Raw genomic sequence first — 23783 nt, 5'->3', positions numbered from 1 at the left:
CCGTGACCCCTGGACATGACGCGCAAACCGTGGCGCCCGCTCCGGCGGTGCTCGATATCAACAATATCGAAGTCGTCTACAACAAGGCGGTGCAGGTGCTGCGCGGCTTGTCCTTGTCGGTGCCCGCCGGCAGCATCGTGGCGCTACTGGGCAGCAATGGCGCCGGCAAGTCCACCACGCTGAAGGCCGTGTCCGGCCTTCTGGACCTGGAGGATGGCGCATTGGTGCGCGGGCAGATCGTCTTCAACGGCGGAGACACCGCGGGCGCCCGGCCCCAGAACCTGGTGAGGGCGGGGCTGGCGCACGTGATGGAAGGACGCCGGGTGTTCGAGGACCTGACGGTCGAAGAAAACCTGGTGGCCGCGACGTACGCGTTGACGGGCAGGTCGGACGCAAGGCCGGACTTCGACCTGGTCTATGGCTACTTCCCGCGCCTGTTCGAGCGGCGCCGCGGCCTGGCGGGCTACCTGTCGGGCGGCGAACAACAGATGCTGGCCATCGGCCGGGCGCTGATCGCGCAACCCCGGCTGATGCTGCTGGACGAACCCTCGCTGGGCCTGTCGCCGATGTTGGTGGAGAACATTTTTTCCATCATCGCGCGCATCAACCACGAACAGGGGGTGTCCATGCTGCTGGTCGAGCAGAACGCCTCGGTGGCGCTGGCGGTAGCCAACTACGGCTACATCATGGAAACGGGCAAGGTCGTGATCGACGGCAGCGCCGAGAAGCTGGCCGCGGACCCTGACGTGCGCGAGTTCTACCTGGGCGTGGGCGGAACGGGCGAGGCCCGTGGCTTTCGCGACATCAAGCATTACAAGCGCCGCAAGCGCTGGCTTTCATGACGGACAAGCACATGGATATCTCCAGCGCATCCGCGCAGGACTGGCCGGCGTTGACGCTGCCGCAGATGCTGCGCGAGCAGGCTCGCCTGCGCCCCACAGCCATTGCCATCCGGCAGAAGGACTTCGGCATCTGGAAGCCGCTGAGCTGGGCGGAGTACTGGCGCCGGGCCTGCCACGTGGGATTGGGGCTGCGCGCGCAGGGGCTGAGCGTGGGAGGCCGCGTTGCCATCGTGTCCGAGAACCGCGTGGAGTGGTTGCTGGCCCAGATGGGGGCGGGGGCCGTCGGTGCGGTGGCCGTGGGTGTGTATTCGACCAGTCCGGCCGAGGAAATGGGCTATGTGCTCGAGCACGCGGACGTGGAACTGGTCGTGTGCGAGGACCAGGAGCAGACTGACAAGGTACTGCAGGTAGCGGACAGGCTGCCGCTCTTGCGGCGCATCATCATGATGGAAACCAAGGGCCTGCGATCCTATGCGCCCGCTGACCGCGCACGCATCGTGACCTATGCCGAGATCGAGGCGGAGGGCAAGCGGCGCGAGGCTGAAGAGCTTGCCGCGCTGAACCAGGCGCTGGACGGCCAGGGCCTGGAAGACACCGGCCTCATGATCTACACATCCGGCTCCACCGGCAAACCCAAAGGCGCAATGCTCAGCTACGGCAACATGCGCGGCGTGGCGCCGGGGATCGCCGACCGGCTGGCGATGGACGGCACCAGCGTGCATTTGTCGTACCTGCCGCTATGCCACGTAGCTGAACAGATGCTTTCCACCTTCGTGCCCATTTACCTGGGCGCGCAGGTGAATTTCGGCGAATCGATACGCACGGTGCAGGAAGACCTGCGCGAGGTCGCCCCGACGATATTCCTGGGCGTGCCTCGTATCTGGGAAAAGCTGCATGCGGCCATTTCGATCAAGATGCAGGAAGCAGGGCGCCTGCAGCAATGGTTGTACCGACGCGCAATTGCAGCCTGCGGGCCGTTCCTGGAGAAGTCCCCCGCGCAGTACACGCTGGGCGAGCGCTGGACGCGTTGGCTATGGTACTGGCTGGTGCTGCGCGCCTTGCAGAATTTCATTGGCCTGCGCCGGGTGCGCGTGGCCATGACGGGCGCGGCGCCGATCTCGCCGGACGTGGTGCGCTATTTCCGCACGCTGGGCGTGCCATTGATCGAGGTCTACGGGCTGACGGAGTCGGCGGGCATGATCTTCGGCCAGCATCCCGACCGAGTGAAGGTAGGAACCGTGGGCGAGCCCATCCTGGGGGTGGAATGGCGCATGGGCGAGGCCGGCGAACTGCTGGTGCGCGGCGACATGGTGTTCCAGGGCTATTACAAGAATCCCGATGCTACGGCCAGCACCGTGCGCGATGGCTGGCTCTATACCGGCGACGTCGTGGCGGAAGATGCAGGACGTGTGCGCATCGTGGACCGGCTGAAGGACATCATGATCACGGCCGGCGGCAAGAACCTGACGCCTTCCGAGATCGAGAATGCCGTCAAGGGCAGTCCTTACGTCAAGGAATGCATTGTGATCGCCGACGGCAGAAAGTACGTGTCGGCGCTGATCCAGCTGGAGTTCGACACGGTGGGCAAATGGGCGGAGTCGCGCCGCATCGCCTTCACGCACTTCCGGTCGCTGGCCGAATGCCCGCAGGTGCGCGAACTGGTCCAAGAGGAAGTCGCGCGCGCCAACGCCGGGCTGGCTCCGGTGGCGCAGATCAAGCGCTTCCACTTGCTGACCAAGGAGCTGGACCATGACGATGGCGAGGTGACCGCGACCATGAAGGTCAGGCGCGCCAGCATCTACCGCAGCTATGCGGACGAAATCGAAGCGCTCTACGTTGAGGAGACAACGGCATGAACGAAGCTGTGATCGTGGAGGCCGTGCGCACCCCCTTCGGACGGCGCGGGGGATGGTGGGCGGATACCCGCCCGGACACGTTGCTGGCCGATACCGTACGCGGCCTGCTGGCGCGAGCCGGACTGCCTGGCGCCCAGGTCGAGGACCTGATCGCCGGCTGCGTCAGCCAGGCCGGCGAGCAAGGCGCCAATATCGGCAGGCTGGCGGCCATGCTGGCAGGACTGCCCGAGAGCGTACCGGGCGTGGCCCTGAACCGCATGTGCGGATCCAGCCAGCAGGCGGTGCATTTTGGCGCGCAGGCCATCGCTGCGGGCGATATGCGTTATGTGGTCGCGGGCGGCGTCGAGAGCATGAGCCGTGTGCCGATGTTCCTGGACGTGACGCTGGGCCAGGGCGAGTTCCGCGGTTTCGAGACCCTGAATCCGGCCTTGCTGGATCGTTATCCGCTGATCCACCAGATCGAGAGCGCCGAACGGATTGCCGAGCGCTGGCAGCTCTCTCAGGCCGAAATGGATGAATGGGCCCGCGAGAGCCATGCGCGCGCCTGGAGCGCGGCGCAGGCGGGCCGCCATGCCGAGCTGCTGCCGGGGCCGCAGGAGGCGGCGCGGCGCGACGAAGGCATACGCGAAAAGACGGATGCCGCCCGCATGGCGGCCATGGCGCCCGCATTGCGGCCGCCGGGCCAGGGTCGTGTCACCGCCGCCAACGCCAGCCAGCTCGCCGATGGCGCCTCCGCGGTATTGCTGGCCGATCGCGACACAGCGCTGGCCGACGGACTGCGGCCCCGCGCGCGCTTTCTGGCGCGGGTGGCGGTGGGGTCGGATCCGGTGCTGCAACTGACGGGAGTGATACCGGCGGCCCGCCAGGCGCTGTCGCGCGCAGGCCTGAGTCTGGACGATATCGACTGGATCGAGATCAATGAGGCCTTCGCCAGCGTGGTGCTGGCGTGGCAGCGTGAACTGGGCGCCAACCTGTCACGCGTCAATCCCTGGGGCGGCGCAATCGCCCATGGTCATCCGCTCGGGGCGACGGGAGCCGGCTTGATGGCCAAGATGCTGGCAGGGCTGGAGGCGACCGAAGGAGAGCTGGGCATGCAACTGATGTGCATCGGCCACGGCATGGCTACTGCGACCATCATCCAGAGGCTGTGACCGCACATGGAGAAAATCCGGGAGGCCGCCGGCGCTCGGGACGAGGGCTCCGAGTCCGAACGCCGGCGCGAAGTGGTCCTGACTGCGGGGCAGCTGTTCTGCAAGCACGGCTACGAGCGCACGACGGTGCGCGAGCTGGCGCGGGCGGTGGGCCTGCAGTCAGGCAGCCTGTTCCATCATTTCCGCAGCAAGGAGGAGATCCTGGTGGCGGTGATGAACAACGGCATCCAGGAAGTGATAGACGACGGCGAGCGGGCGCTGGCGCGCTACCAGGCGCCGGCCGACAGGTTGGCGGCGCTGTTCCGTGTGCACATGTGGAGCATGCTGCACGGCGCGGGGGGCGACGCCATGAACGCCTTGGTGTACGAATGGCGCAGCTTGTCCGCGCCCAGCCGGGCTGCCGTGAAATCGCTGAGCGACCGCTACGAGGCGATGTGGCAGGATGCGGTGGCCGCGGCCGTCGCCGTCGGGTTGCTCCAGGGCGATGCGCGCGTCATCAAGCGCTGCGTGCTGGGCGCCATGAACCTGACGGTGCAGTGGTACAAGCCGGATGGCCGCTTGCAACCCGCCGAGTTCATTGATGCGATGTTGCAGGCGTCGCTGCCTTCGCTGCCGGCCGGGGCCGGCAAGTGGCCCGAATAGGTGGGTCGCGGGGCGTCTAGCCCCGGCGTTTGAAGAACGCGCCCACGGCGCAGACGACAGCCAACGCCAGCAGGGTGCCCGCCACGGGCAGCAGGAAATCCACCTGGCCGCGATAGCCGCCGCCGGTGACCCCGCCTGCCACGCCGCCCGCCCACAGCAGGAAGGTCATCAACGAGGCGGCCACCGAGAGGGCTGCGGCGATGCATAGCGCGATGAACACCGGCCGGCGCGGGCGCGCCGTCGGGTAGGGCGAATAGGGCGTGCCGCCGCGGGGCTGTTTGATCCAGTAGATCAGCCCCGCCGCGACGAGCAGCAGCATCAGGATCTTGAAGATCATGATGCCAGCGCCTGCTTAGTCTTCACGGCGCAGGTGCGGGAAGAGGATGACGTCGCGGATGCTGGGGCTGTCGGTCAGCAGCATGACCAGGCGGTCGATGCCGATGCCGCAGCCGCCCGTCGGAGGCATGCCGTATTCCAGGGCGCGGATGTAGTCCGCGTCGTAGTACATGGCTTCCTCGTCGCCAGCGTCCTTGGCCTCGACCTGCGAGCGGAAACGCTCGGCCTGGTCTTCGGGGTCGTTCAGCTCCGAGAAGCCGTTGGCGATTTCGCGGCCCGTCATGAAGAGCTCGAAGCGCTCGGTGATGCCTGCGCGGGTGTCGGAGGCGCGCGCCAGCGGGGAGACTTCCACCGGGTAGTCGATGATGTAGGTGGGGTTCCAAAGCTTGGCTTCGGCGGTCTCTTCGAACAGAGCCAGTTGCAGCGCGCCGAGGCCGGCGCGCGACAGCACCGGACCGTCCGCGTCGGCGCCCAGCTTCTTGAGCTCCGCGCGCAGGAAGGCCGGATCGTCGAGTTGAGCCTGGGTATAGCCCGGGGCGTACTTGAGGATGGCTTCGCAGATGGTGAGGCGGTCGAACGGCTTGCCCAGGTCCAGCTCGCGCTCCTGGTAGGTCAGCACGGCACTGCCGGTGGCCGAGATGGCGGCCTGGCGAATCAGTTCTTCCGTGAAGTCCATGAGCCAGCGGTAGTCCGCAAAGGCCGCATAGAACTCCATCATGGTGAATTCAGGATTGTGGCGCGGGCTCACGCCCTCGTTGCGGAAGTTGCGGTTGACTTCGAAGACGCGCTCGAAGCCGCCCACGATCAGGCGCTTGAGGTAGAGCTCGGGGGCGATGCGCAGGAACATTTCCATGTCCAGCGCATTGTGGTGCGTGACGAAGGGCTTGGCCGCCGCGCCGCCCGGAATCGGGTGCAGCATGGGGGTTTCCACTTCGAGGAAGCCGGCGTTCAGCATGAACTGGCGGATGCTGCCCACGGCCTTGCTGCGCGCTTCGAACGTGCGGCGCGTGGCGTCCGTCATGATGAGGTCGACGTAGCGTTGGCGGTAGCGCAGTTCCTGGTCGGCCACGCCGTGGAACTTGTCGGGCAGCGGGCGCAGCGACTTGGACAGCAGGCGCGCGCTGGCGGCGTGCACCGACAGCTCGCCCTTGTTGGTCTTGAAGACCGACCCTTCGATCGCGATGATGTCGCCGATGTCCCATTGCTTGAACGCGGCGTAGCTGTCTTCGCCCAGGGTGCCGCGGTCCAGGTAGATCTGGATGCGGCCGGTGCTGTCCTGCAGCGTGGCGAAGCTGGCCTTGCCCATGACGCGCTTGAGCATCATGCGGCCGGCGACCTTGACGGTGACAGGGTTGGCGGCAAGGGCTTCCTGCTCCTGGCCGTCGTATTTGTCATGCAGCGCGGCGGCGCGAGCGTCCGGAACGAAGTCGTTGGGATACGCGACCCCGGTTTCGCGCAGTTTGGCCAGCTTGGCGCGCCGTTCGGCGATCAAGCGGTTTTCATCCTGGGCGGGCGCCGGAGTGGTCGAGTGGTCGGTCATGGTCGGGGAGTCAGTCGTAATTGCGGATGTCGTCGATTTCGGTCGTGCCGAAATCTTCGCGATCCAGGTAGGCGAGGATGCGGGAGGCCACGTTGGCGGGCGAAGACAGCTTGCCGGTCGCGTGGAATTCCTGGAACTTGGCCAGCGCCGGGAAGCTTTCCGGATCGCTGGAACGGATGGCGACCTGCATGTCGGTGTCGACGATGCCGGGGGCCAGCGCGACGATGCGCGCGCCGTCGGCGCCTTGCTCCGCCTTGACCACGCGCGAGTACATATCGAGCGCAGCCTTGGTGGCGCAGTAGACACCCCAGCCGGCATTCGGGTTGCGGCCCGCGCCGGAGGAGATATTGAGCACGCGGCGGTCGGCCTGGAGGTCTTCGACCGCGGCCAGAAAGCGCGCCGTGAGCAGCATGACGGCGCTGACGTTCAGGTTGAAGGCGGCGGCGATGGCCGCGCCGTCGACCAGCGCGTCGGTGCCCGCGATGGGATGCACAGTGCCGGCGTTGTTGATCAGCAGATAGCGGCCGGCGTCGCGCGGCAGCGACGCGCAGATGCGCTGCGCCACCGCCTCGACGGCGTTCAGGTCCGAGAGGTCCACGGACAGCTGTTCGAGCTGCACGTCCTGCGAGCGCGCGTAAGCGGCCAGCTCAGGATCTTCCCGGCGCGCCAACGTGATCAGGCGGGTGCCTGGTTTGGCCAGGCCGCGCGCCATGGCGGCGCCGATCCCGCGCGATGCGCCGGTGAGAATTGCAATGGTGTCGGACATTCGTGAACCTCTGGATGCGTTGAGGGGAGTATCGCGAAACTTAGATGCCCTGCTTCAGGCTGGCCTGGATGAAGGGGTCCAGGTCGCCGTCCAGCACCTTCTGGGTGTTGGAGATTTCGACGTTGGTGCGCAGGTCCTTGATGCGGCTCTGGTCCAGCACGTAGGAACGGATCTGGTGGCCCCAGCCCACATCGGTCTTGGAGTCTTCCAGCTTCTGCTGCTCGGCCATGCGGTTGCGCATTTCCAGTTCGTAGAGCTTGGACTTCAGCATCTGCATGGCTTCGGCGCGGTTGCGATGCTGCGAACGATCGTTCTGGCACTGCACCACGATGCCGGTGGGCATGTGGGTCAGGCGCACCGCCGAATCGGTCTTGTTGATGTGCTGGCCGCCCGCGCCGGAAGCGCGGTAGGTGTCCACGCGCAGGTCCGCGGGGTTCACTTCGACTTCGAAGGACTCGTCGACTTCGGGGTAGACGAAAACGCTGGCAAACGACGTGTGGCGGCCACCAGACGAATCGAACGGGCTCTTGCGGACCAGGCGGTGCACGCCGGTTTCCGTGCGCAGGTAGCCAAAGGCGTATTCGCCTTCGATCTTGATGGTGGCGGACTTCAGGCCTGCCACGTCGCCTTCGGATTCTTCCAGCACTTCGGCCTTGAAGCCCTTGCGCTCGGCGTACTTCAGGTACTGGCGCAGCAGCATGGAGGCCCAGTCCTGCGCTTCCGTGCCGCCGGCGCCTGCCTGGATGTCCAGGAAGCAATTCAGCGGATCGGCCGGATTGGAGAACATGCGGCGGAATTCCAGGGCTTCCAGCTTTTCCTGGAAGGCGTCGGCGTCCTGCTCGATGGATTCGAGGGTGGCGTCGTCATCGTCGGCGGCGGCCATTTCGAACAATTCGTTCGAGTCGGCCAGGCCCGTGCCGAGATTGGCGAGCGTTTCCACCACGTCTTCGAGGGCTTTCTTTTCACGGCCCAGGTCCTGGGCGTGCTTGGGGTCGTTCCAGACCGCCGGATCTTCGAGTTCGGCGTTTACGACTTGCAGGCGTTCGGCTTTGGCATCGTAGTCAAAGATACCTCCGTAGAGCCTGTTCGCGCTCCGCGTAATCGGCGAGGCGGGCTGCGAGCTGGTTCTGACGTTCGGCTTCCATGATGATCCTGTCCTGATGACTTTTGTGCGAAACCGAACATTTTACCGTGCTTGGGCCAAGTGCGCGGCCCCGTCGGGCAAGAAGGGGGACGGATCGCACAGGCCTGGATGGGTCTGCTGCGCGCAAGTTGTTCAGTTTTTTGTCAACTGTTGGATTCTAGGCTGCGGGTGGCGGACCCGGCCGTTCCTGATCGGAGCGTAGCGGGACGCGACGGCGCCGGCGAGCAGCCGGCCTATCCCGACAGAGGAATGGAGACATAGATGGACAACGCGATGGCCCCCGGGGTATCGCCGGCGATCCCGGCGACAGAGGAAGACCGGATCTACCGCAAGGTAGGGTGGCGGCTGGTACCGCTATTGGTGGTGTGCTACGTCGTGGCCTACCTGGACCGCGTGAACGTGGGGTTCGCCAAGCTGCAGATGCTGCAGGAGCTTCAGTTCAGCGAAACGGTATATGGGCTGGGGGCCGGCATCTTCTTCATCGGCTATTTCATTTTCGAGATTCCCAGCAACATCATCCTGCACAAGGTGGGCGCGCGGGTCTGGATCGCCCGCATCATGATCACCTGGGGGATCATTTCCGCCTGCATGATGTTCGTGACCAGCGTGCATATGTTCTACATCCTGCGCTTCCTGCTGGGCGCGGCCGAAGCCGGGTTCTTTCCGGGCATCATCCTGTACCTGACCTATTGGTATCCGGCGGCCCGGCGCGGCCGCATCACGACTTTCTTCATGACCGCGGTGCCCATGTCCGGGCTGATCGGCGGTCCCATCTCCGGGTGGATCATGAGCACCTTTCATGGCGATCATGGGCTGTCGGGGTGGCAGTGGCTGTTCCTGCTGGAAGGCATACCCTCGGTAGTGATAGGCGTGCTGGTGCTGATCTATCTGGACGACCGCATCAACAAGGCCAAATGGCTGACCGCGTCCGAAAAGGCCGTGCTGATCCGCAACATCGCAGCCGAGGAACAGCAAAAGGAAGATCCGCCGATCAGCGCCGCGCTGGCCAAGCCGCGCGTGTGGGCGATGGCGCTGATCTACTTTTCGTTCGTGATGGGGCTGTACGGTGTGGGCTTCTGGATGCCGACGCTGATCAAGAGCACCGGGGTGCAAAGCCCATTGGCCATTGGCCTGCTGACGGCGGTGCCGAACCTGTTCGCCGTCATCGGCATGATCCTGATCTCGCGCAATTCCGACCGGCACCGCGAGCGCCGCTGGCACGTGGCGCTGCCCGCGCTGTTTGGCGCCTTGGGCCTGCTGCTGTCGGCGATGTGGAGTGGCAATACCGTGCTGGCGATTTTGGCGCTGACGGTGGCGAACATCGGGATTTGCACGGTGCTGCCGTTGTTCTGGAGCCTGCCGACGGCGTTGCTGGGCGGGACGGCGGCGGCGGCGGGGATTGCGCTGATCAATTCGGTGGGAAATCTGGCGGGGTTTGTCAGCCCTTACCTGGTGGGCTGGCTGAAGGATATGACCGGGACGACCAACACCGGGCTTTACATGTTGTCGGGGTGCCTGGTGGTGGGCGCGCTGGTGGCCTTGGCGCAGCCGGCCAAGTTGGTGAATAAGTAGTCGCTTCGGCGGTGCCGGGCTACGGGGCGCCAGGGGCCGTTGAATGGATCCTGGCGCCTTTTTCGTTTGGGCGGTGGTTCAGGGCCTCGGGTTTGCGGATATTGGGGTTCTTTGGCCGCCGAGGCTGCCCTGCGCCATTCCGATGCTCGCCCCACCGGGGCGAGCATCGGAATCCCGCAGTCCGGCCTCTGGCGGCTCAAGAATCCAGCGTCACAAAACCAAACGTCAACAACCCACCCGATTGCGTTATCCCGCGTGCTCGATGACCAGTTGCACCGAGACCATCCCATTCCATACGTTCTGTTCAAGCCGGTAGGCGGCCTGGATGTGCTCGGGCAGGGATTGGTCGTGGCCGAACCAGATGGCGTCAAAGCGCTGGTGGCCGCGCTCCAGTGACAGCTTGAGGTGCTTTTCCCCGACCAGGCGCTGGTTGCGCACCACGAACTCGTCGAGGAACAGCGGGGCGGCGAAGCCGGCGCCCCAGACTTGCTGCTGCAGCATGCCAGCCACATCGGCATTCGCATAGCCGGATTCCAGCGAGCCGTCGGTTTCAATCACCGGCTCGAAGGTATCGCGGCCCGTCAGTTCGCGCACGGCGGCGTCGAAGGCGGGAGCAAAGGCCGCAAAGTCGCCGCGTCCCAGCGTCAGGCCCGCCGCCATGGCGTGGCCGCCGAACTTGCGGATCAGGTTGGGATGGCGCTTGGATACCAAATCCAGCGCGTCGCGCAGGTGCACATCTGGGATGGAGCGGCCCGAACCGCGGATTTCATCGTCGCCGGCGGGCGCGAAGGCCAGCGTAGGCCGCCAGAATTTCTCTTTCAGGCGCGAGGCGACCAGCCCCACCACGCCCTGGTGCCAGCCCGGGTCGAATACGCAGACCGTGGCGCCCGCGGCCGCGTTGGGCTCTTCCATGGCGGCCAGCGCCTGCTCGCGCATTTCGGCCTCGATCGTGCGGCGCTCGCGGTTGATGTTGTCGAGTTCGCGCGCCATTTCCAGCGCTTGCGCTTCGTCATCGGTGGTCAGGCAGGCGATACCCAGGCTCATGTCGGCCAGACGGCCGGCCGCGTTGATGCGGGGGCCGAGGGCGAAGCCCAGGTCGAAGCCGTTGGCCGCGCGAGGCTCGCGCCCGGCCACCGCAAACAGCGCGCGCAGCCCGGGCTGCAGGCGGCCGGCGCGCATGCGCTTCAAGCCCTGGGTGACCAGCAGGCGGTTGTTCGCGTCCAGCTTGACCACGTCGGCCACCGTGCCCAGCGCCACCAGGTCGGCCAGCGCGTCCAGGCGCGGGCCGCCATCAGCAGCGTAGACGCCGCGCCGGCGCAGCTCTGCGCGTAACGCCAGCATCATGTAGAAAATGACGCCCACGCCCGCCAGGTTCTTGGAGGGAAAGCCGCAACCTGGCTGGTTGGGGTTCACGATGGCCAGCGCCGCGGGCAGCGTGTCGCCCGGCAGGTGGTGGTCAGTGATGACTACGCCGATGCCAGCCGCGTTGGCAGCGGCCACGCCGTCCACGCTGGCGATGCCGTTGTCCACCGTGATGATGATGTCAGGCTTGCCGGCGCGATGCCGGACGGCCAGGTCGACCACGGCCGGCGACAGGCCGTAGCCGGTCTCGAAGCGGTTGGGGACCAGGAAGTCCACGTCGGCGCCCATGGCGGACAGGGCGCGCAGGCCGACCGCGCAGGCGGTGGCGCCATCGCAGTCGTAGTCGGCCACGATCAGCAGTTTCTTGCCCGCCTGGATGGCGTCGGCCAGCACGCCCGCGGCGTGGGCCGAATGCGTCAGGCCGGTGGGCGGCAGCAGCGATTGCCAGGCCAGTTGGGTCTGATCGGGATGGGTTACGCCGCGGGCGGCCCACAGGCGAGCCAATAGCGGGTGGATGCCCGAGGCTTCGAGGATTCTGCAGGCGTCGAAGTCCGGCGTGCGGACGGTTAAGCGGGGTGAGACCACCAGGCGCTCCAGTTTTTCTTGGGCGCGGGCAGCAAGCCGAGCAGGCCCCCGCGCGGTTTCAGGGTGAGGGCGACCTTGCGGTCTTCGCCCAGCAGCAGCAGTTCGGCGGGTGCGGCGGGCAGGCCGTGCTTGCCCGCCAGCGGGCGCAAATGCTGCGCGTCCAGCGCGGCCAGCGCATCCAGCCAGGCGGCCCAGTCGCCGGCCCGTTGGGGGGCGTCCAGATTCGTGTACACCTGCGCCGGGGCTGGCCGGGCTTGCGTCCAGGGCGCGCCGCCGCCATAGAGCCACAGCGCGTTGACCGGCGGCAAGCCCCGGGCTGCGCGGGCGTCGTTGACCGGGTGTTCGTGCCAGGCCATTTGTATTTCATTGAGCAACCGGCGCCATGGCCGCGTTTCCGCATCCTGGCGCCACCAGTCATTCAAGCGATGTCCCGCCACGGCCAGCGGACTGGCGGTCTGCGGGCGCAGGCCATCCGGCAGGCGCAGGCGCCAGCGTTCGGCCGCAAGCGGCTCGACCGAAAAGCCCGTGCCTTCGAACAGGGGGCGGGCGGTATCCAGCAGCGCGGCCGATTCCTCGGCGCGCAGGTCCATCAGGCCCGGGTCCAGCAATGTCGCCTGGTCCGTGCCCAAGGCGAGGTGGACCAGTTCGGCCAGCCAGACGGGGCCGTTGCCGTCGGCCTGCGCGCCGGCGACCAGCGGGCCCAGTCCGGCGCCGGGCGGCAGGCCGGGCTCGGGGACGTAGCCGGCGCGGTCCAGCTGCCAGGATTCGTAGGGCGTGCAGCCCTGGGCGCGCAGGTCGTAAGCCTGGGGCCGGGCGGCGCCGGCCTGGAGCCAGCCATGCAGCGTGGGAGCGCGTTCGGGCAGGTGCTTGGCCAGTTCGGCGGCAACGGGGAGGGCGGGCAGGGCGCCCGGAATGACGATCAGCATGGGCGCGATTGTAGTCCCCGCTGGCCCCGGGAACTAAGCGGCCTGCGGCACTGCCATAGCTTGAAACGCCTGGTCTCGGACGCGCACATCCGCGGCGCGGATTCCAGGCGGTTAATGCCATAATGCGCACGTGCTGAAAATACCCTACGAACTATGGATAGGCGCCCGCTATGCCGGGCTGGCCCGAATCCGCCAGCGACGCGGCCGCCGCGATCGCTTTATCTCTTTCATCGCCGCCAGTTCCATGGCGGGCATCGCGCTGGGCGTCGCTGCCCTGATCGTGGTGCTGTCCGTGATGAACGGCTTCCAGAAGGAAGTGCGCGACCGCATGTTGTCGGTGCTGCCGCATATCGAGCTCTATATTCCGGGCGCGGTGCCGGAGCTGGTGCTGGAAAAATGGCAGCAATTCGCTTCCGCCGCTGAAAAGAATTCGTCCGTCAAGGCGGGCGCGCCGTTCGTGGCGGCGCAAGGCATGCTGGTACGCGGGCAGGCCCTGCGGGGCGTGCAGGTGCGCGGCATCGATCCTCAGACCGAAGGCAATGTGTCCGACCTGCCGCGGCAGATGGTGTCGGGCAAGCTTACCGACCTGAAGCCCGGTGGCTTCGGTGTGGTGCTGGGCAACGAGCTGGCCGACGGCATGGGCGTGAAGCTGGGCGATACCCTCATGATGATGGCGCCGCAAGGCTCGATCAGTCCGGCGGGATTCGCGCCGCGCATGCGCCAGTTCACCGTGGTGGGCGTGTTCTCGTCCGGCCATTACGAATACGATTCCTCGCTGGCCTTCGTCGATGACGAGGATGCCGCGCGCGTGTTCCGCGACAGCGGCACCGCTGGCGTGCGCCTGCGCATCGCCGACATGCAGCGCGCGCCCGAAGTGGCGGCCGAACTGCAGAAGGTGCTGCCGCCCTATGTGATGGCGAGCGACTGGTCGCGCAACAACCGCACCTGGTTCGCGGCGGTCAAGACCGAAAAGCGCATGATGTTCCTGATCCTGGCGCTGATCGTGGCCGTGGCCGCCTTCAACCTGCTGTCGTCCCTGGTCATGGCCGTGAAGGACAAGCAGTCCGACATCGCCATCCTGCGCACGCTGGGCGCCGGCCCGCGGGAGATCGCCCGCATCTTCCTGGTGCAGGGGGCGCTGATCGGCGTCATCGGCACGCTGCTGGGCGTGGCGGGCGGCATCGTCATCGCCTACAACGTGGACGTGATCGTGCCGTTCATCGAGCGCCTGCTGGGCGTGCATTTCCTGCCCCGCGAAATCTATTTCATCAGCGCGCTGCCGTCGGATCCCCAGGTGGGCGACATCGTCACCATTGGCGTGACTTCGTTGGTGCTGTCGCTGCTGGCTACCCTGTATCCCAGCTGGCGCGCTTCGCGCCTGCAACCTGCACAGGTGCTGCGCCATGACTGACAATCTGACTCCCGCGCTGCAGGCTGACAATATTGTCAAAGTCTATGACGAAGGTCCCGCGCGTATCGAGGTGCTGAGCAACGTCAGCCTGTCGGTGGCGCGCGGCGAGATGGTCGCCATTGTCGGCGCCTCCGGCTCCGGCAAGAGCACGCTGCTGCACATCCTGGGTCTTTTGGACGTGCCCACCAGCGGTTCCGTATCGGTGGACGGCGAGCTGGCCGTGGGCCTGTCCGAAGGGCGCAAGAGCGCGGTGCGCAACCGCAGCCTGGGCTTCGTCTACCAGTTCCACCACCTGTTGCCGGAGTTTTCGGCGCTGGACAACGTGGCAATGCCGCTTATCGTGCGCCGCGAAGGCCGCGATAAGGCGCGAGAGGCCGCGCACGAGGTCCTGGGCATGGTGGGCCTGGCCGCGCGCGAAGGGCATTTCCCGGGGCAGCTTTCCGGCGGCGAGCGGCAGCGCGTGGCGCTGGCGCGGGCGCTGGTGACGCGGCCGGTATGCGTGCTGGCCGATGAGCCGACAGGCAACCTGGACCGCCACACCGCGCACAATATGTTCGAACTCCTGACGCGGGTGAACCAGGAGTCCGGCACGGCATTCGCCATTGTCACGCATGATCCCGAACTGGCCGCGCGGGCTGACCGCCAGTTGCTGATGGAGAACGGCCGCCTGGTTTCCGGCTAGGACGCGCCGGAGGATAATCCAGGCAAGGAGGTCGCGCCCATGCTGATCGATACCCATTGCCACCTGGATGCCGCCGAGTTCGACACCGACCGCGAGCGCGTCGCCGATGATGCCTGCGAGGCGGGCGTCCAATCCATAGTGATCCCCGCCGTCGAGCGGGCCAATTTTTCCGTGGTGCGCGAATTGGCCGGCAACACCGCCGGCGGCGCGTACGCACTGGGCATTCACCCGCTCTATGTGCAGCGCGCCAGCGACGGCGACCTGGACGCACTGCGCGCGGCGGTCAAGGAGGCGCTGGGCGACCCGCGCTTTGTCGCCATTGGCGAGATCGGTTTGGATTTCTTTGTGCCTGAGATAGCTTCCGGCGAGCCGCGCGAGCGCCAGGAACGCTTCTATGCCGCCCAGCTGGCGCTGGCAGCCGAGTTCGGCCTGCCGGTGCTGCTGCATGTGCGTAAATCGCAGGACATTCTTTTGAAGTACTTGCGGCGCCACCCGCGCATCGGCGGCATCGCGCATGCGTTCAACGGCAGCGCGCAGCAGGCGCAGGCGTTCATCGACCAGGGCTTTGCGCTGGGCCTGGGCGGCGCCATGACTTACGAGCGCGCCTTGCAGATCCGGCGCCATGCGGTGGATGTGGACCTGGCGCACTTGGTGCTGGAAACCGATGCGCCGGACATTCCTCCGGCCTGGCTGCACCCGCCGCAGCGCCGCAACGCGCCGGCCGAGCTGCGGCGTATTGCCGCCACGCTGGCTGAGTTGCGCGGCATTACGCCCGCGCAGGTGGCACATGCCACCACCGCCAACGCCATGCGCGTCTTGCCCCGGCTTCCGGCCGCGATTCTTGCCGATTCCGACTGACGCCGCTCAGTTGCCAGGGCGCGGCAATTCCAGGCGCACGCTCAGTCCTTGCGGCGACATGTTGCGGGCTGACATCCTGCCCTTGTGCGCGGCCACGGCGGCCTGGGCGATAGATAAGCCCAGGCCGGCGCCGCTGCCAGGCTTGCGCGCGCCGGAGGCGGTGCGATAGAAGGGTTCGAACAGGGATTCCAGTTCGTCCGCGGCCACTCCCGGTCCGCGGTCCTCGATTTCCAGGCAGGCTTCGCGCGCGTTCGACAGAAGGCGCACGCGGATCGCGCTGTGCGCGGGCGCGAAGCGCAGAGCATTGCGCAGCACGTTCTCGATCGCGCTGGACAGGCTGCAACGGTCGCCGATCAGGGGCACGGGCGCGTGGTGCCCCCACTCTATGCGGATTTGCCGGCCGCTGGCCTCGTAGCGGGCATCTTCGACGACGTCGGACACGACCTCGGCAAGGTCCAGGGTTTCGGTGGGCACGGGCAGGGCGCCAAGGCGGGCCAGCCTCAAGGTATTGCCGACCAGCGCGTCCAGCCGTTCGCATTCGAGCTCGATGCGGTCCAGCTGCAAGTCCTGGCGTTCATCCTTGCGCCGCGCCAGTTCGGCGGCCAGCCGAAGCCGCGCCAGGGGCGAACGCAGTTCGTGCGCAATGTTGTGCAGCAGCTGCTCGCGGGTATCGACCAGGGCCTTCAGACGGTCGGCCATGGCATCGAAGTCGCGCGCCAGCAAGCCCAGCTCGTCTTTGCGGCGAGCCAACTTGGCAGGCGTGTGCGCGTCCAGCTGCCCGGCGGACAAGGCGTGCGTCGTCTGCCGCAATTGCGCCAAGGGGGCCGTCACATGGCGGCTCAGGGCCCAGCAGAATGGAGCGGTTACCGCCAGGGCGAACAGCATCAGCGCCAACGCGACCGGCGACAGGGCCAGTACTTCCCAATGCGACGAATCGAACGGCAGGAACAGCATCAACAGTACCGATCCATCGGCCAGGACCAGCTTTTGCGGCTCCCACCAGGAAACGCGCTCGCCGGTGGGATCGGCGGGCAGGTAGTCCGCTTTTGGCGACAGGTCGGGGCCGGCGCGGAAATCGGCGAGCCAGTCCTCCATGCGGGCGGGCAGCCGCCGGCCCAGGATGTCCTGGTCCTGGGCATCCATGATGTAGATCTTCAGAGCCGAGTAGCGCCGGTCCATGGCCGCCACCCAGCGCTTCAGGCCGTCCACGTCCTCGGTGCGGGCGATCTGGGCGGCGTCGCGTGTGAGATTGCCGGGGTTCAGGCCGTCCAGTGAGTTGAAGCGGTACCAGGCCACCGCCGCCGTCAGCACCATGCCGCATACCAGGATGACGGCCATGGCGCTCCAGAAAGTCAGGAACGCGCGCCAGAACAGGGAGCGGGCAGGAAGCCAGGCCATCACTCCGCACCCGCCAGCACGTAGCCCAGGCCGCGCAGATTTCGGATGGTCAGCGTATCGGGGCCGGCGTCAGTTCGCAGCTTCTTGCGCAGGGAACTGATGTGGGTGTCGATGCTGCGGTCGTAGCGGTCGGGCTTGCGTCCCAGCGCGTACTGGCCGATCTGGTCGCGCCCGACCACCTGTCCGGGCGTGCGCATCAGGATTTCCAGGATGCGCTGTTCCGCGCCAGTCAGCGCGATTTCGCTGTCGCCCACCCGCAGGAGTCCGGAGGCGGGGTCCAGCGATACCGTGCCCAGCGCCAGGGCGGGCCGGGTGGCTTCCGGCACTTCGTCGAAGCGGCGCAGCACTGCGGTGATGCGGGCCTTCAACTCGCGTGGGCTGAATGGCTTGGCCAGGTAATCATCGGCGCCGAACTCCAGGCCCAGGACGCGGTCCGTTTCGCCGCCGTGGGCGGTGAACATGATGACGGGGCGGCGCGAGCGTTGCCGGTACTGCTTCAGCAGGTCCAGCCCATTGCCGTCGGGCAGCATCAGGTCCAGCAATATCAGGTCGTAGTCGTCCTGCGCGAGCAGGGCGAGCCCCTGCGCGCCGCTATGCGCAAGCGCGAGCTGGCAGTGACCGGGTTCCAGGTATTCGCGCAGCATCTGCGCGAGTTCGACGTCGTCGTCGATCAGCAGGATGCGGCGAGTCGCCGGAGCGTGGGAAAAAGGCATGCGTATCGTCGGTTCTGCATCCGGCAGTTTGGCTTATGACCGCGGGCCGGAGTGTCAAGAAGTTCAAAGAAGATAAAAGTTGCGGAAAGCGTGTTGCTGGCTCCCGGCAGCTCCAATTCTAATATGAGAATGGTTTTCATTAATAAGTACGGGGCAGGTCTGACGCCGCACGCGGGGTGCGGGGCAGGCCTGGGACGGGAGAAATTGGAATCATGAGCAGCAAAGCATTGATCGCTGGCCGGCGCGGTCCGGGGTCGCGCACGCAATTGGCGGCAGCCTTGTGCGCCGCGGGTTTCGGCATGGCGCAGCCTGCCTGGGCCCAAAGCGCGGACAACACCAAGACGCTGGACACCGTGGTGGTGACGGCCTCGGGGTATGAACAGGAGATCCAGGATGCGCCGGCGTCGATCAGCGTGATCACGCGGGAGGATCTGGACAAGAAGTTCTACCGCGACATCAATGATGCGCTGGTCGATGTGCCGGGCGTGATCGTCACCGGCGGCGGCGACCGCCAGGACATCAGCCTGCGCGGCATGGGCCCCAAGTACACGTTGATCCTCATCGACGGCAAGCGCCAGAATTCGCGCGAGACCCGCACCAACTCCGATTCCACGGGTGTCGAAGGCGGTTGGACGCCGCCGCTTTCGGCTATCGAGCGCATCGAGGTGGTGCGCGGCCCCATGTCTTCGCTGTACGGCTCGGACGCCATGGGCGGGGTGATCAATATCATCACGCGCAAGGTGCCGGCCGAGTGGGGCGGCGAGATCCGCCTGGACACGACGATCCAGGAAAGCAACAAGTCCGGCGACATCTACCAGGGCAACTTCTACCTGGCCGGCCCGATCAAGACGGACCTGCTGGGCCTGCAGATTTATGGCCAGGCGACGCAGCGCGACGAAGACGACATCGTCGATGGTTTCCGCAAGCGCAACTCGGAAAGCGTTACGGCCAAGCTGGCGCTGACGCCCAACCGCGACCACGACATCGTGCTGGAAGCGACCACTATGCGTCAGAAGCTGCACGAAACGCTGGGCAAGACTGTCGAGCCGCTGCCGCCCGGCCAGGCATGCGGACGCAACGGCTGCCCGGCCTCGTCCGATACCGACTACCGCAGCAACAAGTGGGCGCTGTCACATACCGGTCGGTGGGGCTGGGGGGTGTCGGACAGCTATGTGCAGCAAGAGGAGTTCGACAACCGCTCGCGCCAGATGAAGATCAAGAACCTGGACTTGCAGACGAGCTGGACGCTCCCCTTGGGCTCGCACATGCTGACCCTGGGCGGCAGTTACCTGAGCCAGCGCCTGAACGACCAGACAGGCAATCAGCTGGCCAACGGCCCCAGCAAGGTGGACCGCTATCAGTGGGCCCTGTTCGCCGAGGACGAATGGCGCCTGACAGAGAGCTTTGCCGTAACCACCGGCCTGCGCATGGACGAAGACGAGAACTTCGGCACGCACTTCAGCCCGCGCCTGTACGGCGTGTGGCACATGGCCGAACGCTGGACCCTGAAGGGCGGCGTGTCCACGGGGTTCCGCGCGCCAGACCTGCGCCAGACGGTGGCCGGCTGGGGCCAGGTCAGCCGCGGCGGCAACATGTACGGCAACCCGGACCTCACGCCGGAAAAGTCGGTGACCGAGGAAATCGGCATCCTGTATGACAACGGTGAAGGCTTCAACGCGGGCCTGACCGTCTTCAACAATGATTTCAAGGACAAGATCACACGGGTCGCGTGCCCGGCGACCCAGTGCACGGACGGCCCGAACCAGTTTGGCTCGGACCCGACCACGTACATGAACGTGGACAAGGCCAATTCGCGTGGCGTGGAAGCCAACTTGAAGCTGCCGCTGTCGCGCGACTGGTCCCTGACCAGCAGCTACACCTTCACTAAGTCGGAGCAGAAGTCCGGCCAATACAAGGGCCAGCCGCTGAACCAGCTGCCTAAGCACCTGTTCACCACCACTGTGAACTGGCAGGCCTCGGATGCGCTGCAGGCGTGGGCGCGCGTGAACTACCGCGGCAAGGAAAGCCAGCCCATCACCGGCCCGTCGTCCTCATCGGTGGTCGCGCCTTCCTATACCTTCGTGGACCTGGGGGGCTCGTACCAAGTGAACAAGACCGTGGCGGTGTACGCGGGCATCTACAACCTGTTCGACAAGCAGGTTACCTATGACGACTACGGCTATGTCGAGGACGGCCGCCGCTATTGGCTGGGCGTGGGCGTCAAGTTCTGAGTTTGAAAGGGCGCCTGGCGCCCGCAACATGAAGAGGTACGCATGAAGAAGCAAACGCAAGCAAGCCGCGCCCGGCGTTGGGCGGTCCAGGCCGGAGCCGCGCTTGTCCTGGGCGCCGCCACGGCGGTGTGTGCCGCGCAGACGACCGTGCCGGTGAAGCACGCGCGCGGTGAAACCGCCGTGCCGGCCAATCCGGCGAAGACGGTGGTGATGGACCTGGCCGTGCTGGACACGCTGCATGCGCTGGATGTGAACGTGGCGGGCGTGCCCACGGTGGCCAAGTTGCCGCCGCAACTGAGTCAGTACGCCGATCAGCGCTACCTGAAGGTGGGCACGATGTTCGAGCCCAACTACGAAGTGATCCATGCCGCCGCGCCGCAAGTCATCTTTGTCGCGGGCCGCTCCGCGCCCAAGTACGACGAACTGTCCAAACTGGCACCCACCGTGGACCTTACGGTGGACGCCAAGGACCTGGTCGGCAGCGTGACGCGCAACACGGAAACGCTGGCCGCCATTTATGGCAAGCAAGAGGTGGCCAAGACGAAGCTGGATGCGTTGCGTGCATCCATCGCGGACTTGAACGGCAAGGCGGCAAACGCAGGCACGGCGCTGATCGTGTTGACCACCGGCGGCAAGATGAGCGCCTACGGCCCGGGGTCGCGTTTTGGCGTGATCCATGATGCATTCGGCGTCAAGCCGGCGACGACGGGCTTGAGCGTGTCCAACCACGGCCAGGCGATCTCGTTCGAGTTCATCGCCCAGACCGACCCCGACTGGCTGTTCGTGATCGACCGCGACGCCGCCATCGGCCGGGAAGGCGTCTCGGCTCAACGCATGCTGGACAACGAGCTCGTGCGCCCGACCAAGGCTTGGAAGAACAAGCGCGTGGTCTACCTGAACGGCTACAACTGGTATCTGATGGGCAGCGCGGGCTTGACCGCCATGCAACAGAACGTCGACGAAATTGCGGGCGCGCTGGCGGCGGCCAAGTGAAGCCTGATGCGTGAGTGGCGGGAGTATCGCGGGTGACGTGGCGGCAGTCGGTAGGCGGTTGGGGCGGTTTGACGGCAGCGGTGGGCGTGCTGCTGGCCTTGTGCGCGGCCAGCGTCAGCCTGGGCGCGGGACAGCTCAGCCTGTCCGCGCTTTGGGGAGCGGGCGAAGATGCGGAGCGCGCCTGGCGCCTGCTCATGGTCAGTCGGATACCGCGCACGCTGGCGTTGCTGCTGGCCGGTATGTCCTTGGCGGTGGCGGGACTGATCATGCAGATGCTGGTCCGCAACCGTTATGTCGAGCCCACGACGGCGGGCACGGTGGAGTCCGCCACGCTGGGCATACTCGTCGTCACGCTGCTGGCGCCGGACACCCCCGTGATCGGCAAGATGCTGACGGCCACGGGCTTTGCGCTGGCGGGCACCTTGCTGTTCCTGGCGCTGCTCAAGCGCGTGCCGCTGCGCACTCCCTTCATCGTGCCCCTGATCGGCCTGATCCTGGGCGGCGTCATCCATGCCGCCACGACTTTCATCGCCTACCGCTACGACCTGCTGCAGTCGCTGCACGCCTGGACCACGGGCGATTTTTCCGGCGTGCTGCGCGGGCGCTATGAGCTGTTGTGGATAGGCTTCGGCCTGGCCTGCGCCGCCTATGCGGCGGCCGACCGCTACACGGTGGCGGGCATGGGCCGCGAGTTCGCTTCCAATCTGGGCCTTAACCACGCGCGGTTGACGCTGGTCGGACTGCTGATCGTGTCCGCGATCTCGGCCGTGGTCGTCGTGACGGCCGGCGGTATTCCGTTCCTGGGCCTGATCGTGCCTAACGCCGTCAGCCTGGTGTTGGGCGACAACATGCGCCGCTCCATTCCCTGGGTAGCGGTATTGGGAGGCGTATTCGTGCTGGCCTGCGACGTCATCGGCCGGCTGCTGATCCATCCCTACGAGATTCCCATAGGCACCGTCGTCGGCGTGTTGGGCAGCATCCTGTTCCTGTGGTTGTTGCGGACCCGGAGGAACCGGCTTGGCTGAACTCGCAATCTCCGCGCCGGTCTCGGGCCGCGCGCCACAAGCCTGGCGCCTTTGGCTGCTGGGGGCCTTTGCGCTGGCATGCGCCATCGCGTTCATGACCTTGGGCGCCAACGGCCAATGGTCCTTCGTCATTCCGTTCCGCGGGGCCAAGCTGGCGGCGATGGTGCTGGTGGCCTATGCCGTCGCGGTGTCTTCGGTGCTGTTCCAGACGATCACGCACAACCGCATCCTGACACCCGCCATCATGGGCTTCGATGCCCTGTACCTGTTGATCCAGGCGGTGGTGGTATTCGGCTTCGGCCAGGCGGCCACGGCCGCCAGCCATCCCGTGGCCGCGTTCCTGCTGGAGGTCGGCGCCATGACGGCCTTCGCCTGCCTGCTGTTCCGCTGGCTGTTCTCGGACGCGGTGCGCAGCCTGCATCTGATGATGCTGGTGGGCATTATTTTCGGCCTGTTGTTCCGCAGCCTGTCCAACTTTGTGGTCCGCCTGATCGACCCCAACGAATTCCTGGTGCTGCAGGACCGCATGTTCGCCAGCTTCAATACGGTGCGCGTGGGGTTGCTGCCGATCGCGCTGGCCGCGGTCTGCGCCGCATCCCTGCTGGTGTGGCGCATGCGCCGCCGATACGACGTGCTGGCACTGGGTCGCGACATCGCCGTGAACCTGGGCGTGGACTATCGCCGCACACTCATGCTGACACTGGTAGCCATCGCGGTGCTGGTGTCGGTTTCCACCGCGTTGGTCGGCCCGGTGACGTTCTTTGGCCTGCTGGTCAGCAACCTGGCCTATCAGGTCATGGGGTCCGACCGGCACCGCTACACCGTCGCGGCGGCCGTGCTGCTGAGCGTGATCTTCCTCGTCGGCGGCCAGACGCTGCTGGAGCGCGTGCTGGGCCTGAATACCACTGTCAGCGTGGTGATCGAATTCCTGGGCGGGCTGATGTTCCTCGTCCTGATCCTGCGCAGGGGGCGCCGATGATAGAGATTCAGCAAGTCAGCAAGCAGTACGGCGAGAGCGTGGTGGTCGACGATGTCAGCCTTTCGCTGCCCGCGGGCGGCGTTACGGCCATCATCGGTCCCAACGGCGCGGGCAAATCCACGCTGCTGTCCATGGTCAGCCGACTGCTGCCCATGTCCACGGGCCGGGTGCTGGTCGAAGGGCTGGACGTAACCCGCGCGGATAGCCGCGAACTCGCGCGCCGCCTGGCCATCTTGCGCCAGGACAATCACCTGCCCTTACGCTTGACTGCAAGAGACCTGGTCGCGTTCGGCCGCTATCCGCATACGGGCGGCCGGCTGACGCTGGAGGACAAGGACCATATCGACCGCGCCATTGCTTATCTGAATCTGGAACCGCTGGCCGACCGCTACCTGGACGAAATGTCGGGTGGCCAGCGCCAGCGCGCCTTCGTGGCCATGGTGCTGTGCCAGGACACGCGTTACGTCCTGCTGGACGAGCCGTTGAACAGCCTTGATATGAAACACGCCGTCGCCATGATGGGCACCTTGCGTCGCGCGGCGGACGAATTGGGCAAGACGGTCGTGTTGGTGCTGCACGACATCAATTTTGCGTCGACCTACGCGGATCGCATCGTAGCGATGCGGGCGGGACGCATCGCGCGCCAGGGAACTCCGGCGGAACTGGTCCGGCCGGAGGTTCTGAGCGAGCTCTACGAGCTGCCGATCGAGGTGCACGAAATAGGCGGCCGACGCATCTGCGTCTATTACCGCCAGCCTTAGCGGCCGAGGT

21 protein-coding genes are annotated in these 23783 nt (G+C 66.2%); 13 read left to right on the top strand and 8 right to left on the bottom strand.

Going from position 1 to position 23783, the window contains the following annotated elements:
* Positions 1-47: 47 nt before the first annotated feature.
* The 4 genes from VCS63_RS16590 to VCS63_RS16575 are packed head-to-tail and all read left to right on the top strand — an operon-like array spanning position 48 to position 4491.
* Positions 48-842, top strand: coding sequence for an ABC transporter ATP-binding protein (locus tag VCS63_RS16590; RefSeq protein WP_042797142.1), 795 nt, complete (start codon positions 48-50; stop codon positions 840-842).
* Positions 839-2698: an AMP-dependent synthetase/ligase gene (locus VCS63_RS16585; RefSeq protein WP_280133958.1), complete on the top strand. Its 1860-nt coding sequence runs from the start codon at positions 839-841 to the stop codon at positions 2696-2698. Before VCS63_RS16590 ends, VCS63_RS16585 begins: the two co-directional genes overlap by 4 nt.
* Positions 2695-3849, top strand: coding sequence for a thiolase family protein (locus VCS63_RS16580; protein WP_164794731.1), 1155 nt, complete (start codon positions 2695-2697; stop codon positions 3847-3849). The genes VCS63_RS16585 and VCS63_RS16580 overlap by 4 nt, the downstream gene beginning before the upstream one ends.
* A 6-nt stretch (positions 3850-3855) precedes the next feature.
* A complete protein-coding gene (locus tag VCS63_RS16575; RefSeq protein ID WP_063642435.1) occupies positions 3856-4491 on the top strand; it encodes a TetR/AcrR family transcriptional regulator in 636 nt (211 codons plus the stop codon).
* A gap of 16 nt (positions 4492-4507) precedes the next feature.
* On the opposite strand, the gene VCS63_RS16570 is transcribed toward VCS63_RS16575, so the two are convergent.
* The 4 genes from VCS63_RS16570 to prfB form a co-directional block, all read right to left on the bottom strand.
* Positions 4508-4828, bottom strand: coding sequence for a preprotein translocase subunit TatB (locus tag VCS63_RS16570; protein WP_042794060.1), 321 nt, complete (start codon positions 4826-4828; stop codon positions 4508-4510).
* A gap of 15 nt (positions 4829-4843) precedes the next feature.
* Entirely contained in the window at positions 4844-6367 is a 1524-nt protein-coding gene (gene lysS, locus VCS63_RS16565) for a lysine--tRNA ligase (protein ID WP_063642437.1), read from the bottom strand.
* A gap of 10 nt (positions 6368-6377) precedes the next feature.
* A complete protein-coding gene (locus VCS63_RS16560) occupies positions 6378-7133 on the bottom strand; it encodes an SDR family oxidoreductase (RefSeq protein ID WP_063642438.1) in 756 nt (251 codons plus the stop codon).
* A gap of 40 nt (positions 7134-7173) precedes the next feature.
* A protein-coding gene (prfB, locus tag VCS63_RS16555; RefSeq protein WP_104653595.1) for a peptide chain release factor 2 occupies positions 7174-8278 on the bottom strand; the annotation gives its coding sequence in 2 pieces (ribosomal slippage) (positions 7174-8196 and positions 8198-8278; 1104 coding nt in all).
* A gap of 260 nt (positions 8279-8538) precedes the next feature.
* Between prfB and VCS63_RS16550 the strand changes: the two genes are divergently transcribed.
* The gene (locus tag VCS63_RS16550; RefSeq protein WP_238914113.1) at positions 8539-9849 is read left to right on the top strand and encodes an MFS transporter; all 1311 of its coding nucleotides are present in this window, start codon (positions 8539-8541) and stop codon (positions 9847-9849) included.
* A gap of 246 nt (positions 9850-10095) precedes the next feature.
* Here the strand turns inward: VCS63_RS16550 and recJ are convergent, their stop codons facing one another.
* Entirely contained in the window at positions 10096-11796 is a 1701-nt protein-coding gene (gene recJ, locus VCS63_RS16545; protein WP_042794057.1) for a single-stranded-DNA-specific exonuclease RecJ, read from the bottom strand.
* Complete coding sequence (locus VCS63_RS16540; RefSeq protein ID WP_076814247.1) at positions 11778-12722, bottom strand: hypothetical protein; 945 nt, start codon at positions 12720-12722, stop codon at positions 11778-11780. Before VCS63_RS16540 ends, recJ begins: the two co-directional genes overlap by 19 nt.
* A 178-nt stretch (positions 12723-12900) precedes the next feature.
* On the opposite strand from VCS63_RS16540, the gene VCS63_RS16535 reads away from it, so the two are divergent.
* From VCS63_RS16535 to VCS63_RS16525, 3 genes are read left to right on the top strand one after another with little or no spacing between them, the layout of a single operon-like run.
* Positions 12901-14133, top strand: a complete 1233-nt coding sequence (locus VCS63_RS16535) for a lipoprotein-releasing ABC transporter permease subunit (RefSeq protein WP_232033878.1) — start codon at positions 12901-12903, stop codon at positions 14131-14133.
* Complete coding sequence (locus tag VCS63_RS16530; RefSeq protein WP_042794054.1) at positions 14126-14815, top strand: ABC transporter ATP-binding protein; 690 nt, start codon at positions 14126-14128, stop codon at positions 14813-14815. Before VCS63_RS16535 ends, VCS63_RS16530 begins: the two co-directional genes overlap by 8 nt.
* Before the next feature lie 39 nt (positions 14816-14854).
* Entirely contained in the window at positions 14855-15673 is an 819-nt protein-coding gene (locus tag VCS63_RS16525) for a TatD family hydrolase (RefSeq protein ID WP_175199736.1), read from the top strand.
* A gap of 6 nt (positions 15674-15679) precedes the next feature.
* Here VCS63_RS16525 and VCS63_RS16520 read toward each other — a convergent pair whose 3' ends face one another.
* Positions 15680-17071 (bottom strand): sensor histidine kinase, encoded by a 1392-nt coding sequence (locus VCS63_RS16520; RefSeq protein ID WP_175202240.1) that lies wholly within the window; start codon positions 17069-17071, stop codon positions 15680-15682.
* Entirely contained in the window at positions 17071-17784 is a 714-nt protein-coding gene (locus VCS63_RS16515) for a response regulator transcription factor (RefSeq protein ID WP_063642443.1), read from the bottom strand. The genes VCS63_RS16520 and VCS63_RS16515 overlap by 1 nt, the downstream gene beginning before the upstream one ends.
* Positions 17785-17996: 212 nt before the next feature.
* Between VCS63_RS16515 and VCS63_RS16510 the strand changes: the two genes are divergently transcribed.
* The 5 genes from VCS63_RS16510 to VCS63_RS16490 are packed head-to-tail and all read left to right on the top strand — an operon-like array spanning position 17997 to position 23773.
* Positions 17997-20015, top strand: a complete 2019-nt coding sequence (locus VCS63_RS16510) for a ligand-gated channel protein (RefSeq protein WP_175199734.1) — start codon at positions 17997-17999, stop codon at positions 20013-20015.
* Between the two features lie 42 nt (positions 20016-20057).
* Positions 20058-21008 (top strand): siderophore ABC transporter substrate-binding protein, encoded by a 951-nt coding sequence (locus tag VCS63_RS16505; protein WP_063959933.1) that lies wholly within the window; start codon positions 20058-20060, stop codon positions 21006-21008.
* 32 nt (positions 21009-21040) lie between these two features.
* The gene (locus VCS63_RS16500) at positions 21041-22033 is read left to right on the top strand and encodes an ABC transporter permease (RefSeq protein WP_088607745.1); all 993 of its coding nucleotides are present in this window, start codon (positions 21041-21043) and stop codon (positions 22031-22033) included.
* Entirely contained in the window at positions 22026-23012 is a 987-nt protein-coding gene (locus VCS63_RS16495; protein WP_174564765.1) for an iron chelate uptake ABC transporter family permease subunit, read from the top strand. The genes VCS63_RS16500 and VCS63_RS16495 overlap by 8 nt, the downstream gene beginning before the upstream one ends.
* Complete coding sequence (locus VCS63_RS16490) at positions 23009-23773, top strand: ABC transporter ATP-binding protein (RefSeq protein WP_042794045.1); 765 nt, start codon at positions 23009-23011, stop codon at positions 23771-23773. Before VCS63_RS16495 ends, VCS63_RS16490 begins: the two co-directional genes overlap by 4 nt.
* Positions 23774-23783 lie beyond the last annotated feature (10 nt).

It is taken from the genome of Achromobacter sp. D10, assembly GCF_035282245.1.
GTDB lineage: Bacteria > Pseudomonadota > Gammaproteobacteria > Burkholderiales > Burkholderiaceae_B > Achromobacter > Achromobacter insolitus.
This window is presented reverse-complemented; position numbering and strand designations above follow the sequence as displayed.

Coding starts and splice junctions, on each gene's coding strand:
- lysS (WP_063642437.1), bottom strand. CDS start 6,367: ATGACCGACCACTCGACCACTCCGGCGCCCGCCCAGGATGAAAACCGC.
- VCS63_RS16530 (WP_042794054.1), top strand. CDS start 14,126: ATGACTGACAATCTGACTCCCGCGCTGCAGGCTGACAATATTGTCAAA.
- VCS63_RS16580 (WP_164794731.1), top strand. CDS start 2,695: ATGAACGAAGCTGTGATCGTGGAGGCCGTGCGCACCCCCTTCGGACGG.
- VCS63_RS16490 (WP_042794045.1), top strand. CDS start 23,009: ATGATAGAGATTCAGCAAGTCAGCAAGCAGTACGGCGAGAGCGTGGTG.
- VCS63_RS16525 (WP_175199736.1), top strand. CDS start 14,855: ATGCTGATCGATACCCATTGCCACCTGGATGCCGCCGAGTTCGACACC.
- VCS63_RS16540 (WP_076814247.1), bottom strand. CDS start 12,722: ATGCTGATCGTCATTCCGGGCGCCCTGCCCGCCCTCCCCGTTGCCGCC.
- VCS63_RS16570 (WP_042794060.1), bottom strand. CDS start 4,828: ATGATCTTCAAGATCCTGATGCTGCTGCTCGTCGCGGCGGGGCTGATC.
- VCS63_RS16510 (WP_175199734.1), top strand. CDS start 17,997: ATGAGCAGCAAAGCATTGATCGCTGGCCGGCGCGGTCCGGGGTCGCGC.
- VCS63_RS16505 (WP_063959933.1), top strand. CDS start 20,058: ATGAAGAAGCAAACGCAAGCAAGCCGCGCCCGGCGTTGGGCGGTCCAG.
- VCS63_RS16575 (WP_063642435.1), top strand. CDS start 3,856: ATGGAGAAAATCCGGGAGGCCGCCGGCGCTCGGGACGAGGGCTCCGAG.
- VCS63_RS16520 (WP_175202240.1), bottom strand. CDS start 17,071: ATGGCCTGGCTTCCTGCCCGCTCCCTGTTCTGGCGCGCGTTCCTGACT.
- VCS63_RS16585 (WP_280133958.1), top strand. CDS start 839: ATGACGGACAAGCACATGGATATCTCCAGCGCATCCGCGCAGGACTGG.
- VCS63_RS16550 (WP_238914113.1), top strand. CDS start 8,539: ATGGACAACGCGATGGCCCCCGGGGTATCGCCGGCGATCCCGGCGACA.
- VCS63_RS16560 (WP_063642438.1), bottom strand. CDS start 7,133: ATGTCCGACACCATTGCAATTCTCACCGGCGCATCGCGCGGGATCGGC.
- VCS63_RS16515 (WP_063642443.1), bottom strand. CDS start 17,784: ATGCCTTTTTCCCACGCTCCGGCGACTCGCCGCATCCTGCTGATCGAC.